The 14,932-nt window shown below is 56.1% G+C and carries 13 protein-coding genes; 8 read left to right on the top strand and 5 right to left on the bottom strand.

Features of this window, described 5'->3' with window-relative positions; translation table 11 throughout:
- The first annotated feature begins 262 nt into the window (after window positions 1–262).
- Together OHL19_RS14790 and OHL19_RS14785 are read left to right on the top strand one after the other, a co-directional pair.
- Window positions 263–691 carry a response regulator gene (locus OHL19_RS14790; RefSeq protein ID WP_263358491.1) on the top strand — a complete coding sequence of 143 codons (429 nt, stop codon included), beginning with the start codon at window positions 263–265 and terminating at the stop codon, window positions 689–691.
- Between the two features lie 121 nt (window positions 692–812).
- Window positions 813–1,496, top strand: a complete 684-nt coding sequence (locus OHL19_RS14785; RefSeq protein WP_263358490.1) for a MarC family protein — start codon at window positions 813–815, stop codon at window positions 1,494–1,496.
- A 321-nt stretch (window positions 1,497–1,817) separates the two neighbouring features.
- Here OHL19_RS14785 and OHL19_RS14780 read toward each other — a convergent pair whose 3' ends face one another.
- From OHL19_RS14780 to OHL19_RS14770, 3 genes are all read right to left on the bottom strand, one after another.
- Window positions 1,818–4,067, bottom strand: coding sequence for a S9 family peptidase (locus OHL19_RS14780; protein ID WP_263358489.1), 2,250 nt, complete (start codon window positions 4,065–4,067; stop codon window positions 1,818–1,820).
- Between the two features lie 132 nt (window positions 4,068–4,199).
- Window positions 4,200–5,849 (bottom strand): DHA2 family efflux MFS transporter permease subunit, encoded by a 1,650-nt coding sequence (locus tag OHL19_RS14775; RefSeq protein WP_263358488.1) that lies wholly within the window; start codon window positions 5,847–5,849, stop codon window positions 4,200–4,202.
- A 42-nt stretch (window positions 5,850–5,891) separates the two neighbouring features.
- The gene (locus tag OHL19_RS14770) at window positions 5,892–6,896 is read right to left on the bottom strand and encodes an amidohydrolase family protein (protein WP_263358487.1); all 1,005 of its coding nucleotides are present in this window, start codon (window positions 6,894–6,896) and stop codon (window positions 5,892–5,894) included.
- A 61-nt stretch (window positions 6,897–6,957) separates the two neighbouring features.
- Here OHL19_RS14770 and OHL19_RS14765 point away from each other — a divergent pair, with 61 nt between their 5' ends.
- Together OHL19_RS14765 and OHL19_RS14760 are read left to right on the top strand one after the other, a co-directional pair.
- On the top strand, window positions 6,958–7,881 hold the full coding sequence (locus OHL19_RS14765; RefSeq protein ID WP_263358486.1) for a zinc ribbon domain-containing protein: 924 nt from the start codon (window positions 6,958–6,960) through the stop codon (window positions 7,879–7,881).
- Window positions 7,882–8,418, top strand: coding sequence for a 5' nucleotidase, NT5C type (locus tag OHL19_RS14760; RefSeq protein WP_263358485.1), 537 nt, complete (start codon window positions 7,882–7,884; stop codon window positions 8,416–8,418). It abuts the gene before it with no gap.
- Between the two features lie 78 nt (window positions 8,419–8,496).
- On the opposite strand, the gene OHL19_RS14755 is transcribed toward OHL19_RS14760, so the two are convergent.
- Window positions 8,497–9,345: a helix-turn-helix domain-containing protein gene (locus OHL19_RS14755; RefSeq protein WP_263358484.1), complete on the bottom strand. Its 849-nt coding sequence runs from the start codon at window positions 9,343–9,345 to the stop codon at window positions 8,497–8,499.
- Window positions 9,346–9,488: 143 nt separating this feature from the next.
- On the opposite strand from OHL19_RS14755, the gene OHL19_RS14750 reads away from it, so the two are divergent.
- The 4 genes from OHL19_RS14750 to OHL19_RS14735 all read left to right on the top strand — a co-directional run bounded on the left by OHL19_RS14750 (window position 9,489) and on the right by OHL19_RS14735 (window position 13,732).
- Window positions 9,489–10,433, top strand: coding sequence for a TIGR01777 family oxidoreductase (locus tag OHL19_RS14750; protein ID WP_263358483.1), 945 nt, complete (start codon window positions 9,489–9,491; stop codon window positions 10,431–10,433).
- Between the two features lie 73 nt (window positions 10,434–10,506).
- On the top strand, window positions 10,507–11,751 hold the full coding sequence (locus OHL19_RS14745; protein ID WP_263358482.1) for a fibronectin type III domain-containing protein: 1,245 nt from the start codon (window positions 10,507–10,509) through the stop codon (window positions 11,749–11,751).
- A gap of 44 nt (window positions 11,752–11,795) precedes the next feature.
- Window positions 11,796–12,605 carry a fumarylacetoacetate hydrolase family protein gene (locus OHL19_RS14740; RefSeq protein ID WP_263358481.1) on the top strand — a complete coding sequence of 270 codons (810 nt, stop codon included), beginning with the start codon at window positions 11,796–11,798 and terminating at the stop codon, window positions 12,603–12,605.
- Between the two features lie 131 nt (window positions 12,606–12,736).
- Window positions 12,737–13,732 (top strand): transaldolase, encoded by a 996-nt coding sequence (locus OHL19_RS14735; RefSeq protein WP_263358480.1) that lies wholly within the window; start codon window positions 12,737–12,739, stop codon window positions 13,730–13,732.
- A gap of 117 nt (window positions 13,733–13,849) precedes the next feature.
- On the opposite strand, the gene OHL19_RS14730 is transcribed toward OHL19_RS14735, so the two are convergent.
- Window positions 13,850–14,758, bottom strand: coding sequence for a hypothetical protein (locus OHL19_RS14730; RefSeq protein WP_263358479.1), 909 nt, complete (start codon window positions 14,756–14,758; stop codon window positions 13,850–13,852).
- Window positions 14,759–14,932: the final 174 nt, after the last annotated feature.

Below are 14,932 nucleotides of genomic sequence, written 5' to 3'. Positions count from 1 at the left end.
TTTCTATTTGCCGCTGCCTTAAGCATCATGGGCTGGAACCATCCTCAGCCACAGGCTAAGCGAAACTGTGCCCACAGCGCAGACGGGAAAGCTATGTCTCGAAACATGCGACCCGCGCTCTTGTAACTGTGTACCATCCGCTCCCCATCGCCATGTGCGTGGATGCGATTGCAGATTTGCCAAACATGTTTCAGCCACGTAACGCGTAAAGCGCACCGACAAAAATCCAGAAACGTTCCCCCTAAGGAGACCCCCAACTCTCATGCGACCAAAGAAGACGATCCTCTGCGTTGACGACAACGAGCAAACCCTCTCCGTACGCAAGTTTCTACTGGAAACCCGTGGCTATCGTGTTTACACCGCGATCAACGGGCATGACGCAATCTCCGTTTTTTCCTCGACGCAGATCGATCTTGTCTTAACCGATCTGGGACTGCCCCAGATGGACGGCAACATGCTGATTGGCCGCTTGAAAGAGATCTCTCCTGAAGTGCCGATGATCCTGACCAGCGACACCGTTCGCGCAGGCGAACGTACACACCAGGCAGACGCATTCCTCGCCAAGGGCTGCTGCACTCCGGCGGAACTGATCGAACGCATCCGCGTGATGAGTGCTCGCAAGCGTGGGCCGCGCAAGGCTGTACAGCCCTTGCTCTCAAGCGCTGCGATGCAGCACCCGCTGACGGCATAAGGCCCGTAACGGCTGAGCCTACGCATATTCCCGCTACATGAAAAAGGCAACCGCTCGCAATCCTGACACGTGGATGTTTTGCCTTTAGACTTGAGATGGACTCTACCTCTGAGGATTTTCGATGCCTTTTTTTGACGGACTTTACAATCACGCTTCGACGTTAATTGAGGCATCCGTGCTGGTAATTGCAGCACTGTTTCCGATTGTGAATCCGATCGGGAGTGCAGCCGTGTTCCTTACGATGGTGGGCAGCTTCGATTTGGAGTTGCAGCGAAAGCTCACCAAGCGAATCGCGGTCTACAGCTTCGTGCTGCTCTTCGTATCGATGCTGTGCGGCGGCAAAATTCTCTCGTTCTTCGGAATCTCGCTCTACTCAGTGCAGATCGGCGGGGGAATTATCGTCGCTGCGAATGGTTGGCATTTGCTGACTAAGGACGCGCAGAAAGACAGCGCGGCCACGCCGAATCAGGAAGAAGTTTTGAATCAGGCCTTCTATCCCTATACGCTGCCGATCACAGTTGGCCCCGGCTCCATCTCTGTGGCCGTAGCACTGGGAGCGCATCTGCCGAACGAGCTCCACGCGGCCTCGTTTATCTCTCCTTATCTTCTCGCTGCATCTATCATCGGTTGCGCAGTGATCGCGCTGCTCGTGTATATCTGCTACCGCTGGGCGCGTACCGCTGCGGTCATGCTTGGCAAGTCCGGCACGACTGTCCTCATGCGGCTTTCGTCCTTCATCTCGTTTTGCATCGGAGTACAGATACTCGCCAGCGGTGTGCGGAATTATATTCAATCGCTCCACTAGGAGCTTTACACCTGCGCTTGATCTCCCAGCACTGATCTTTTCTTTTCGCTTATCGCAGCATGGCTTATCGCTACATGGCTCATTGCTACGTAGCTCATCGCGACATGGCTCATCCCGACATATCTAGGCGGCTATATCAGTGCGGCTTTGGAATGACACCGAAGATCGAACCGTTATCCAGATCGAATCGCCGGCTCAAAATCGCCTAACGTTATACGGGCACGGACGAGTTGAATCTTCGTCCGTGCCCGGTGTATTCAAGTTGGATAACTCACTTACTTACTTTGCTTCGCCAGCCGATGTTTCTCCCGTGGCTGCGGGCTACTTCAAGTACTCTTCAAAGTGCATCAGGATGCGGTTATACAGTTCCGGACGAACCTCAGTACCGGCAATGGAATGTGTCTTGCGCGGAAAAATCTGCAGGTCGTAAGGAATGTTGTTCACGATAAGTTGCTGCACAAACTGCACGGTGTTTTGCAGATGCACATTATCGTCGCCAGTGCCATGAATCATCAGCAGATGGCCTTTAAGATTCGCTGCGGAGTTAACGACGGAGAAGTCCTTATAGCCGGCCGGAAACTCTGCAGGCTGGCTCATGTAACGCTCCGTGTAGATAGAGTCATAGTTACGCCAGTCCGTCACCGGAGCTACAGAAACTCCAGCGCGGAAGCGGTCGGAATGCGTAAGTGCATACAACGTAAACGTACCGCCCCAGCTCCATCCCCACCAGCCTTGCCGCTTGGAATCGAGTTGTGGATATTTCGCCAGAACAGCGTCCGCTACGGTAAGTTGATCTTCAAACTGCACCGGTCCGAAGTTATGATATGCCGCCTGCGCAAATACCTTGCCTCGATGACCCGAGCCGCGGCCATCTGTATGCAATACGGCAAAGCCATGCTGCGTAAGTAACTCATCAAAGAGCTGGCCATCGCCGCCCCAATGATTCTGGACGTTCTGCGCACCTGGGCCGCCATACGGATTCAATATGAGCGGGACACTGGCCGGCGTTGTTACTCCCTCGGGAAGAAGCAGCGTTGCATAGAGAATGCTGCCGTCGCTGGCCTTGACCTGCAACTCTTCGGGAGCGCGCAGATGATAGGTATCCATGGCCTTCGTCGACCAGAAGAGATTGCACTTGCTGTCCAACTGGCAAAGGCTGACCTTCGTCGGCGTTGCGCGTGTGGAGTGGCGCTCCACATAGGCCCTGCCACTTGGTGCGAAGCTCGCAGTGTGAACTCCGGGTTCCATCGTCAACTGCTTGCGTTCCCCATCGAAACTTACCTGCCAGATCTGTGCATCGGTGGGATTGCCTTCGTTCGAAGAATAGTAAACCGCCTTGCGATCCTCATCGACGCGAAATACTTCCTCCACATCGAAGTCGCCTTTGGTCAACTGGCGCTCCAGCTTCGCAGCCCCTGCAAGCGGATTGGCCGCGTCATAGCTGTAGAGATAGAGATGCGTATGACCATCCTGCCAGTTCGTGAGAACAATCTGCTTGTCCGAAACATGGACGTCGTATTGCTCGTCGAAGAATTTCTCGTCGCTCTGTTCCAGCACAAGCTTCGATTGACCACTGGCGATATCGGCAAAGTACAAATTCAAATGCTTATGATCGCGAGTCAATGTCTCGACCCACACAACCCTGCTATTGACCCAGCCGAAGCGAGGGATGTAATCATCGCCAGGCTTGATCGGCAATTTGATCCAGTTTGTCTTGCCGCCATGCGCCGCTACGATGCCAACGCGAACGTCAGGATTCGGATCACCCGGCTGCGGAAACCGCTGCTTGTCGACGGTAGGATGTACGGGAATCCAATCGGTGATGGGATACTCGGGCACATGGGTCTCATCCATCTGCAAATACGCGAGATTCTTGGAGTCAGGCGCCCAGAAATAGTTGCTGCGTACGTCCAGCTCTTCTTCGTAGACCCAGTCGACTTTGCCATTCAAAACAGCAGGACTTGTCGATACCGCCGTTGCTACAACAGGGGTGCCCGGCTCGCGCAGGTGGATCACATAGAGGCCATGCTGCTTGTCATCCTCCTTGATGAAGGACAACAGCCTGCCATCCGGAGAAAATTTAGGGTCGTCGCCTGAACCAGTTCCACTGGACCCAATGTTGATGCCCGTGCCGGTCTTCAAGTCATAGAGCCAGAGGCTGCCGTTGGAGTCGAAGAGCAGATGAGCTGAGTCGGGCGCCCAGAGATAGCTCGCCATGCTGTAACGAGAGCGATGATCGCGATCCTTCTCGTTGCCCGTGTTGCTGGTGAGCGATGCCAGCTTTTCACGGCTGACCAGGGTACTTGGCTTGCCGGTAGCCGGGTCCAGGTCCAGTAGCTCTCCCCGCTCGATATAGGTCAGGTGCTGGCCATCCGGCGACCAGGTCAGGCCTTCTGGCGCGCCACCGGACAATGAGCCGTGAGCAAAAATCTCTTCGACCGTGAGCTTCTTCGTTGTGCTTTGGGCTGTGGTCTGGGTAGGGGTCTGCGCGTCAACATGCGGCGCAGTTACGGCACCGAGAGCAAGTGCGCCAAGGAGCGGAAAGGTGGAACGAAAACGGGCGGAAATCAACGCGGGGTTTCTCCTGAATCAACAATATAAAAACGCCTGCAGGCTGCACGTACGAGGCGGGATTTGAGGCAGCAAAGACAACCGAATCTGCCCGCCTGCCATGAGGGAAGTGTATCGCAGCGGAGTTGAGAGCTAGTGGACTCCGCCGCCGCGACCACCCTTTACCTTGGTCATGAAAAAGATGATCGGGATCATGCATCCCATGGCGATAGCAAAGCACTTGATGACATCCAGGTAGGCCAGCATCGTGGATTGAATGACGAGTTGCCGCATCACAGTGCCCTGCGCCATACTACGCCCCTGCATGAAGGAATACGCCATGCCTGCCCTGTCATGCAGATACCGGCCCATCAGGGACATTGAATTTTGAAACGCTCCAGTATTCGGCGTCAGATGATCGCCCAGCCGTTGCTGGTGAAATTGCGCCCGACGAGCAAGCACTGTAACCAGAAAGGCAGTGCCAACGCTGCCACCGATATTACGCGCCAGGTTTGTAAGCCCGCTGGCGTCATTGTTCTTATTCGGAGGTACTCCGGCAAACGATATGGTGCTGATCGGCACGAAAAGAAAAGCCAGGCCTGACGCCTGAAAGACTCGCAGCGTGGCCACGTAGCCATAGCTCACATCCAGGTTCAGATTAAGCATGGCAAAGAACGCAACCGAGCATGAGAAAAAGCCGTAAGCAACAAGGATGCGCGCATCTACCTTCGCCACCAGGAAGCCGACCAGCGGCATCAGCAGGATAATGCCCAACCCGCCCGGACTGATCACCAGCCCGGCCTGTTCCGCCGTATACCCAAGCAGCGACTGCACAAACTGCGGAATCAGGACAGTGCTGCCAAAGAGACAGAATCCAAGCACAAACATCAGCAGAAATGCGATGGAGAAGTTCCGCCCGCGAAACAGAGTCAGGTCGAGAATCGGCTTCTGGCCAGTGCGAATCTGGCGCATCTCCCACAGGATGAGTGTCACCAGCGAGGTCACGCAGGTGATAACAAAGAAAGTGATTATCCGGGAACCGAACCAATCGTCTTCCTGCCCCTTGTCGAGGACAAACTCCAGAGATCCGAATCCAATTGCCAACAGGAAAAAGCCGAGGAAGTCGAGGTTTAGCCCCTTCTTCTGCATCGCTTTCACTTCCTGAACAATATGCGGTGGATCTTCAACGATCCGATTGGTCAGAAACAGCGAGACAATGGCGACAGGGATGTTGATAAAGAAAATCCAGCGCCAGTCAAAGTTATCCGTGATGTAGCCGCCCAGCGTGGGTCCGATGGCAGGCGCGCAGACCACGGCAATGCCATACACAGCGAAAGCCTTGCCGCGATCCTTAGGCTCAAAGGTATCGGCCAGGATAGCCTGCTCGCTGGGCGCCAGACCTCCGCCACCCGCTCCCTGCAAAATACGAAAAAAGATGAGCAGCGGCAGCGATGGAGCCAGCCCGCAAAGCGCCGAGCTGATGCCGAACAACAGCACACAGATCATGTAAAAGCGCTTACGCCCTATGAATGTCGTCAGGTACGCCGAAGCAGGCAGGATCACCGCATTGGCCACCAGATAGCTCGTGAGCACCCATGTTGCTTCATCTGCCGAGGCGCCCAGGCCACCGGCGATATGAGGCAACGCGACATTCGCGATAGAGGTGTCGAGCACCTCCATAAATGTGGCCAGGGTGACCGTAAGCGCGATTGCCCAGCGATTGGCGCGGGGCTTCCAGACCGTCGTCGTGGATGGACTTGAGACGTTCACGGGCATCGGAGAGGTCTGAGAAGCTGCACTCATGGAAGACTCAATAATAGAGGTTGCATAAGCCTGATGCACAATCTACAGGAGTTCGCGCTCCGGTGCGGCGGAACCTATACCGAGCAGACGATCCACATTTCCATGAGCCAGCTTTGCCAGATCCTCGGATGACAGCATTTCCGACAGACTCTCAAGATAGGCACGGCCACGCGTGTTGGGGCTAAACGGATAATCTACCGAGAACATCAATCGGTCAATGCCGACGACATCCAACGCACAACGCAGCGGCGGCTGGCTAAAATAGCCGCTCGTCGTAAGGTGAATGTTCGACTTGAAATAGTCGGCCACTGGCCGCTGCAAATCGGGCGCGACGTGCGAAAGCACTCCGCTGGACCGGGCCAGCGCATAGGGCAACCCCTCGCCCATGTGGCCGATGATCAGTTGCAGCTCCGGCAGCTTGTCAAAAAGGCCGGAAACGATCAGGCGCAGCGTATGCAGGCCAGTCTCAGCATGCCAGCCCCAGCCGGCAATCGACAGAAAATAGCCAAGCTCGCCCGGCAATCCGGAAAAATAAGCTTGTCGCACCGGCTCAGGAGGTGGCGCAGGATGAAGATACACTGGAATGCCAAGGTGAACTGCCGCCTCGAAAACAGGCAGAAAACGGGCATCATCCAGAAAAAGGCCATCGGTTGTGCCGTCAATCAGCGCTCCCAGAAAGCCCAGCCGGTTCACGCATCGCTCCAGTTCGGCGGCAGCAGCCGTGGGATCTTTGAGCGCCAGAGTAGCAAATCCTCCCAACCGGGTTGGGTATGCTCGGGTGGCTTCGGCGAGTTCATCGTTGACGTCGGCTACCAGGGCAGTGGAGCTGGCTGCATCAAGCGAATCGATGCCCATCGACGCAAGCGAAAGTACCTGATAATCGATGCCCACTTCATCCATTGCGGCAACGCGCCCGGCCCCGAGATCCAGCAATTTGGCCTGCATCTGGACCATCTGCGCAGGTACGGGTGCGCTCAGGCCCTGGGCGCGAACGGCGCGCAAAAATGATTCGGTGACAAAGTGTTCTTCGAGGGTGACAGTTCGCATACAGAATGGGACGAATAAGGCGGGACAAAGGTTCTTTCCGGTTGCAGGTGCCTCAAAATGAATGCCGCATCGCTTCAAAATGAACGCAGCGTTGCCTGCCACATGCGGCGGCGGCTTCGTTTTGTTACACTTTGTGGCACTCATGAATGAAATTACAAAAGAGACAAAACAACTGGTTCGGTTACAGGCAGTGGAGCTCGAACGAGCCCGTCTGTCCACGGCGCTCAAGGCTCTCCCCGGCGAGGTAGCCACCGCCGAAAACATGCTGAAGGCGGCGCAAAAACAGGTTTCAGACGCCGAAGCAGGTCTCAAACGCGAGGAGCTTTCCCGAGCTTCCATTGAATTGGAAGTTGCCGGTCACAAATCCAAATCAGAGCGCTTTCGCAGCCAGTTAGACAGCGCCCAGAATACGACCCAGGCCCAGGCGCTGGAGCACCAGATCGCCTTCGCCGCCGCAGAGGTCAGCCGCCTAGAAGACAGCGAACTGGCCAGCATGGAGCACACCGAAGTGCTGGAAGCCGCCCTGGAAAAGGCGAAAATTCTCGCAGGCAAGCTGGCCGACACAGAAACCGGGACAGTTGGACTCATTCGCGCCCGTGTGGCCGAACAGGATCTGGAGTTTCGCGAACAATTAGCCGCCCTGAAGCTGGAGCGAGAAGCTTTACGAGCAGAGATCGCCAAATTCGACGACGGAGCCAGGCTGACGCACTTTGACCGCATCGCCGGGGCCAAAGGAACCGGGCTGGCGCGGGCCGCCGGTCAACAATGCGGCGGTTGCCGCATGGGCATTCGCCCCCAGGTCTGGAATCAGTTACGAGACGGAGCAGTTCTCCCCTGCGAATCCTGCAATCGCATTCTCTATTACGATCCCGCGATGGAGGCGGAGACAGCCTCGCCCAAGACTCCGCGGAGCGTGCTGATGGAAAATGCGCACGACGCTGCGATGGGCGGTAACAGCATCAAGCGAAAAGGAACGGGTGTCTAATTGCTCCGAATCTGTGTGGACATGGATGAAGTGATGGCCGATACACTCGGCGAGCATTTGCGGCGATATAACGCCGCATTCGGCGAGGCAATCGAGATAGACGATCTGCAAGGCAAGGGTCTGTGGGATGTAGTGGCGTACGATCGCCAGGGGCAGCTACGCGCCATTCTCGATGCGGAGGATTTTTTTGCTGACCTGCCGCTCTTTCCCGGAGCGCAGGAAGTTCTGCGCGATCTGGCTAACCGCTTCGAGGTCTACATCGCAACCTCCGCGATGTCTGTTCCAACATCGTTCAATGCGAAGTACCATTGGTTGCAACGCCACTTCCCTTTTCTGCCGCCTACGCATTACGTCTTTTGCGGAGACAAAGGAATTTTGCGCGCCGATTACCTGATCGACGATACACCCAAAAATCTGGCACGTTTTGAAGGCACAGGCATCCTCTTTTCCGCGCCCCACAACCTCGGGGTAAGTGGCTTTGCCCGCGTATCAAGCTGGGCGGAAGTAGCCACTTACTTCGAAAATCTCGGAAGATAAAAGAACTTTCGATTCAACCGCAAACAATCTCCGCGTGCCCTATTCTGATTCCCAGCCTGACGACTGGAAATCAGAAAACTACCGGCCCACAGTGCCCGGCGTAGTACCAGACGGAGTACCAGATGAAGTACCTAGCGGGGACGAGGCAGCCCTGACCGGTCCTCCGGAGGATGTTCCCGCTTGCGATCCTGATTGCATTCCGGGCTGCATTCCCGCTATGGATCTGGATGGAATCGAGGTCCCCATCGGGCGCAGATGCATCGCTGGCTGTGCCGGAGGCGGCTGGTGCATCGTCACGATCAACGCCATTGCTGCCACCTTGCCTGCGCAGATATATGCGTGCGGCGTACTGGCGTCAAAGTAAACCGTGTCTCCTGCCTCCAGCGTTGAGGCCTGATCTCCGTGACGAATCTCCAGTTCCCCCTGCAGGACATAGAGAAACTCGTACCCAGGATGCACATGCGGACGAATATCCTGGGCCTTTTTCAGCGGAACGAATTCAGCAAAATAGGGATCCATGTGGCGATCGGGCACCATGTACGCCAGACTCTCGAAGTAGTACGTAGGATCGTCAACGCCCGTCTGCGGTAGACGAACGCGTTCCTTGACGCGATGAACACGGAATAAGGATTGCGGCTCGCTTTCAAAAAAGTAGGAGAGATCCTTGGAAAAAACCATGGCGATGCGCGCCAGATTTCTCAACGTCGGTACCACGCGGCCCGTCTCCAACTGCGACAGGAAGCTGGCCGAAAGCGCCGTATGGCGGCCAAGTTCAACCAGGCCCATGGACTTCTTGAGCCTAAGCCGCTTGATACGTTCGCCGATATGTTTTTCCGCGATAAATTGTTCGGCAGTTGCCGAATCGACTTGGGTAGTAATAGGTTCCTGGCTGAGAGGATCCAGGCTTGGAGCTGCTTTGTCGGTCATGGCAGATAACTTCGCCTCCATAGAGTACGATGCAAAACGTAGAAATTCTGTTGCTGGAGTCAAAAAACTTTCCCATCTCACGCAATCGCCCCAAATCCCGCATGAGATCCAGCACTGCATCTTATGATGCATACGGAGGCGGAATGCCGAAAAGTGAAGAAACGCATGGCCGGATACTCCTCAGCGGGGCTTCCGGAATGCTCGGAGGCGCGATTTGCAAGGCGCTCATCCAGCAGGGACATTCGTTGCTCAAGCTGGTAAGGCGACAGCCCACCTCTGCCGACGAACTTGGCTGGAACCCCTCAAAGGACAAGACCATCCCAGACCTGACACGCCTTGATGGCCTGAAATGTCTGGGAGAACTGCCCGCCGCCATTCACCTTTCGGGGGCAAACGTCTCGTCCCAGCACTGGACGAAGGCCTACAAACAAGAGATGATCGAGAGCCGCGTCAACTCCACCAGGCTGCTGGCCGAGTCGTTGGCCCGCCTGCATCAACCGCCCGCAGTCCTGATCACGGCATCCGCAACAGGATTCTACGGCGATCGTGGAGATGAAATTCTGGATGAAAGTTCGTCGAGGGGCTCTGGATTTTTCCCTGAACTGTGCGCCGCCTGGGAAGCAGCGAGCCGCCCGGCATTGGACGCCGGAATTCGCGTCGTCCATCTGCGCTTTGGAGTAGCTATCGGCAAAGGCGGCATCGTCGCGCGATTAGCACCTTTATTCCGGCTTGGACTCGGCGGACCGCTGGGAAACGGCAGGCAATGGATGAGTTGGGTAAGCGAATCCGATGTCGTCGCCGCAGTTCTGTTCGCACTGAGAAACCCGGGCATCTCCGGCGCATTCAATACCGTCTCACCGCAGCCGGTAACCAACGCGGAGTTCACGCACGAACTCGCGCAGGCCTTGCGCCGACCCGCCATACTCGCAGCACCTGCCTTTGCGCTGCGCCTCGCCTTTGGCCAAATGGCTGACGAGGCGTTGCTTTCCAGCACCCGCGCCGTTCCCACCCGCCTGCTGGATGCTGGATTCGCCTTTCAACATCCCACGCTCAAAACCGCACTCGCTGCCGCTTTGCAGAAGGAATAGCGTCCAAAGTCCCGCAACATACACCCCCAGCCGGTTCCCTTCGATAAACTTAAGAATCACGAGATTGAAAAGCATGGGCTTAAAAATCATGGGGTTGAAAAGCGTGGGCTTAGAAATCACGGGACAGTTGCGTAAAACGGAAGCAGTGCGGGCGACTACCGTCCTGGCCTTTGGCATGGCCTGCATCAGTTTGACCTGTATCGGTTTGATTAGCGGATGCGGCACACCCGCTGCGCCTCAGCCTCCATCGCTCAAACTGCCCCAGCTCGTCGTCGATCTCTCCGCAGAGAGAGCCGGAAATACCGTGACCCTGCATTGGACGACACCCAAAAAAACCACCGACCGTCTCCTGATCCAGGGCCTGATTGAGACACATATCTGCCTCATAAATGAAGCCCCGGCCAAGCCCGATCCTCTGCCATCCCAGTGCCAGCAGGAGGGCGTTCTTTCCCTCGCACCTGGCTCGGCGGGAACATTCCAGCAAACGCTCGAAGGCAGCCTAATCACCGGAGCGCCGCGCACAATTCACTACTTCGTCGAACTAAAAAATCGTAAAGGACGCTCCGCCGGTCTCTCCAATGAAGCCGTCATACTGGCCGGTACCGCGCCGCCCGAGGTCACAGGGCTAAAAGCCGAGGTGCGGGCCGACGGAGTTGCCCTTCACTGGGATTCAATCGCAGTAGTCAGTACAGATGCTGGCAAGACCGCCATTCGCCTGCACCGCAAGCTGCTTACCCCGCAACCGAAAGAAAAGAAATCCGGCAGCGGCGGCCTGATGAGCACTCCGCCCGAGGCTCCCGAACGTGACCTGCTCGTCGAATCCCCGCAAACTGGGCAGAAATCCGGAGCCATCGACGCCACCGCCCAATTCGGCATGTCCTACGAATACACTGCGCAGCGAATAGATCGCCTGATTCTCAATGGGCACGCAGATGGTCACACAGACGGACATGCAGACGGGCACACAATTGAACTAGCGGGAGCAGTCTCATCCCCGGTCCGCGCCGATGTCGTGGACAATTTTCCTCCTGCCGTTCCATCCGGACTGGCAGCCGTCTTCGCAGGAGATGAAAAAGTTATCGATCTCTCATGGCAGCCCGATACCGAAGCCGACCTGGCAGGCTACATCGTTTACCGGGCCGACAAGGATGGCGCCTGGGAACGTATCTCCCCAGCGCAGCCACTCTCCGGGCCGTCCTATCGGGACATGACAGTCGAGTCGGGCCATACATACCGCTATGCCGTAAGCGCAATCGACATGACTGGCCACGAAAGCAGGCATTCAACCGAAACCACGGAGTCGGTGCCTAATCCGTAAGCTGCCAGCAACAGAAATTCAGCGGTAAAGATGAGGAGCAAGTCGTGAAGTATTGTCGGTTTGAGACAGAAAACGGACCACAGCTCGGTCAAGTTGAGCAGCGCAACGGCGAATTCTGGATCGTGGCCAATCTCTCCGCCATGCTTATCCAGAATGACGACGAAACGCTCGCGCCTTTTGAAGCGATAAAGATGAGCGAAGTCAATCTGCTGCCGCCGGTTACGCCGACCAAGATCATCTGCGTGGGCCGCAACTATCGCGACCACGCCAAGGAGCTGGGCAACGAAGTCCCGGCCGAACCACTCCTCTTTTTCAAGCCACTCTCTTCCCTGTTGCCGCCCGGCGGAGTCATCCGCATGCCCAAAGTGTCTGAGCGCGTGGACTTTGAGGGCGAACTGGCAGTCGTCATCGCCAAACGCGCTTACAAATTGCGCGCGAGCGATGATCGCAACCAATATGATCTCAACGAATACATCCACGGCTACACGCTCGCCAACGATGTAACTGCCCGCGACCTGCAGAAAAAAGATGGCCAGTGGACCCGTGCCAAGGGCTTCGACACCTTTTGCCCCGTCGGGCCCATCGTCGATACCGACTTGAAAATCAACAGCGAACTCACTATCGAAACCCGTGTCAACGGCGAACTGCGCCAGCACGGCTCGACCGCAGACTTCATCTTTTCTCTACCCGCGCTCCTCGAATACATCACCGCGGCCATCACGCTCGAGCCCGGCGACCTGCTGCTGACCGGAACTCCCGCAGGCGTGGGGCCGCTCGTCTCTGGCGATGTAGTTGAAGTGAGCATCCCCGGCCTCGGCATTCTTTCCAACTCGGTACAGCCAGATGAAAACTGATGCCGAAGCGTAAAGAAGTGCCACTTCGTCGCAGAAATTAGCGTCGAAAGAGGCGTACACTTGCAGGCAACGGGGCGATTTTTCGCCCCAATACGTTGCTTACAAAACGAAATACATCCCTGGAGGGTCTTATGTCGAAAAATTTATTGGAACAATTGCGCGAGATGACCGTGGTCGTAGCCGACACAGGCGACATGGAGGCGATGGAAAAATTTCGCCCCCAGGACGCAACAACGAATCCCTCGCTAATCACCGCTGCCTCGCAGATGCCCCAGTATCAGCCCATCGTGGACTCAGTACTGCAGGATGCCCGCAAGGAACTGGGCGATAACGCCAACGAAAAAGACGTGGCCAACCTCGCATTCAAAGAATTGGCCATCGCCTTCGGCAAGAAGATCCTGCAGATCGTTCCCGGCCGCGTCTCGACCGAAGTAGACGCCCGCCTCTCGTACAACACCGAAGCAACAGTCACCGTGGCTCGCGAAATCATCGCGCAGTATGACAAAGCCGGCATCGGCCGTGACCGCGTGCTGATCAAGATAGCTTCGACCTGGGAAGGCATCAAGGCCGTCGAAATCCTGGAAAAGGAAGGCATTCACTGCAACATGACCCTGCTTTTCGGCCTGCACCAGGCAATCGCCGCCGCTGAAGCGGGCGCAACGCTGATCTCGCCCTTCGTTGGCCGCATTCTCGACTGGTACAAGAAGGACACCGGCAAGGACTATCAGGGCGCAGAAGACCCCGGCGTTCAGTCTGTGACGACCATCTACAACTACTACAAAAAGTTCGGCTACAAAACAGTTGTGATGGGCGCCAGCTTCCGCAACATCGGCGAGATCAAGGAGATCGCCGGCTCCGATCTGCTGACGATTTCTCCGCAGCTACTCGGCGAACTGGCTGACACGCAAGGCGATCTGCCACGCAAGCTCGATCCAGAAAAAGCGAAGACTCTCGACATCCAGAAGATCACCGTGGACCACGATACCTTCGTCAAGATGCACGCAGAAGATCGCATGGCAACTGACAAGCTCAAGGAAGGCATCGATGGCTTCTCTGCCGCGCTCGAAAAGCTCGAAGGCCTGCTTGCCAAGCGCCTCACAGAACTCGAAGCCGTAGCCGCAAAGTAGTCGGCAGCTTTCAACTCAGGCATCGACAACTTACCCGGTAGCCCTATCCCTGTGCAGATTCATCGCACAGGGATGGGATACCGAATCCACTACAAAACCATCCGCAATAAACCCCGCCTAAGAAACCTTCTCCAGGATCAACGCTTCAATCCTCTCCCACACAAGAGGATCGTTTTCAATCATGATGTGCGGCCTCATAAACGCCCGCGCATACCAGGGATAGCCCACGCACGAAACCGGCTTTTGACGGTAGCTCGATTCGAAATTCCCCAGTACCATCGTCTTCGTCGGATCGCTGGCTACGATTAAACTGCGCCCGCGCAGCATCCCCTCAGTCTGATAAAAGTTCACCGCCTCCTGCACGTTTGGCGGAATTCGCGCATCATTCTGATTCCTCTTCTGCACACTGTCCACCTGGACTGTCAGCAACACCGGAATCCCAAGTCTGTTCAGTCGATCGGCAAGGGTGATCGTCTGCGACGCTCCCCAGCTATGCCCAAAAATCACGATCCGCGCAGCCCGCTTTTCTTCGTCACTCAGATGCCCATCCCCGTCCTGATCCAGCAATTGCAGCACCGAGCGGAGCGCGCGATCTCCATGTCGATTCGCAAAAATAGCAGCATGAATTGAGTCGGGATAATCAGCCTGAAGTTTCCGGGTAAGCAGAGCTTCGCGATGCACAAGATTGCCCGCACTCACATTGCCGCCCATGAAACCGATCACAATCAGCTTTGGCCTGAGCGCACGACGATTCTCGACAGTCACGCCATCCCCCGTTTCACCATTTTCCAGCGAACACGTTCCTCCTACCGGTTCATCCGTACACAGCAACCCGGCGCGCGCGATAGTCAGCGCGGCAATCTCCCGGGAATGAAAACCACAAACCGGTTGCATCGCGTTCGCCCGCACTGCAAAGATGAATGAAATCAAAAACATCCACGCGAGCCCGGCCAAAGCGAGGATGGGACGTCCTCGCACAAGTGCAAGACTCGTCGCACCGATCATGTCACTTGGATGCCTGGACATGTGCCCCGTCTTAATCTTTCCGTCTTATGTTCCTGTCTTATCTTTCCGTCAAAACCCTGCTACCAAACCAGCTTTGTCTGGATGGTAGTTGCACTAATTGCATGCGCCAAATTATAGGCCCAGCTCTACGCCACTGGTCTTTCTCTTGTTCTTTCACCTATTGTTTCGCCTGAC

The sequence above is a fragment of the Acidicapsa ligni genome (assembly GCF_025685655.1).
GTDB classification, from domain to species: Bacteria; Acidobacteriota; Terriglobia; order Terriglobales; family Acidobacteriaceae; genus Acidicapsa; species Acidicapsa ligni.
This window is presented reverse-complemented; position numbering and strand designations above follow the sequence as displayed.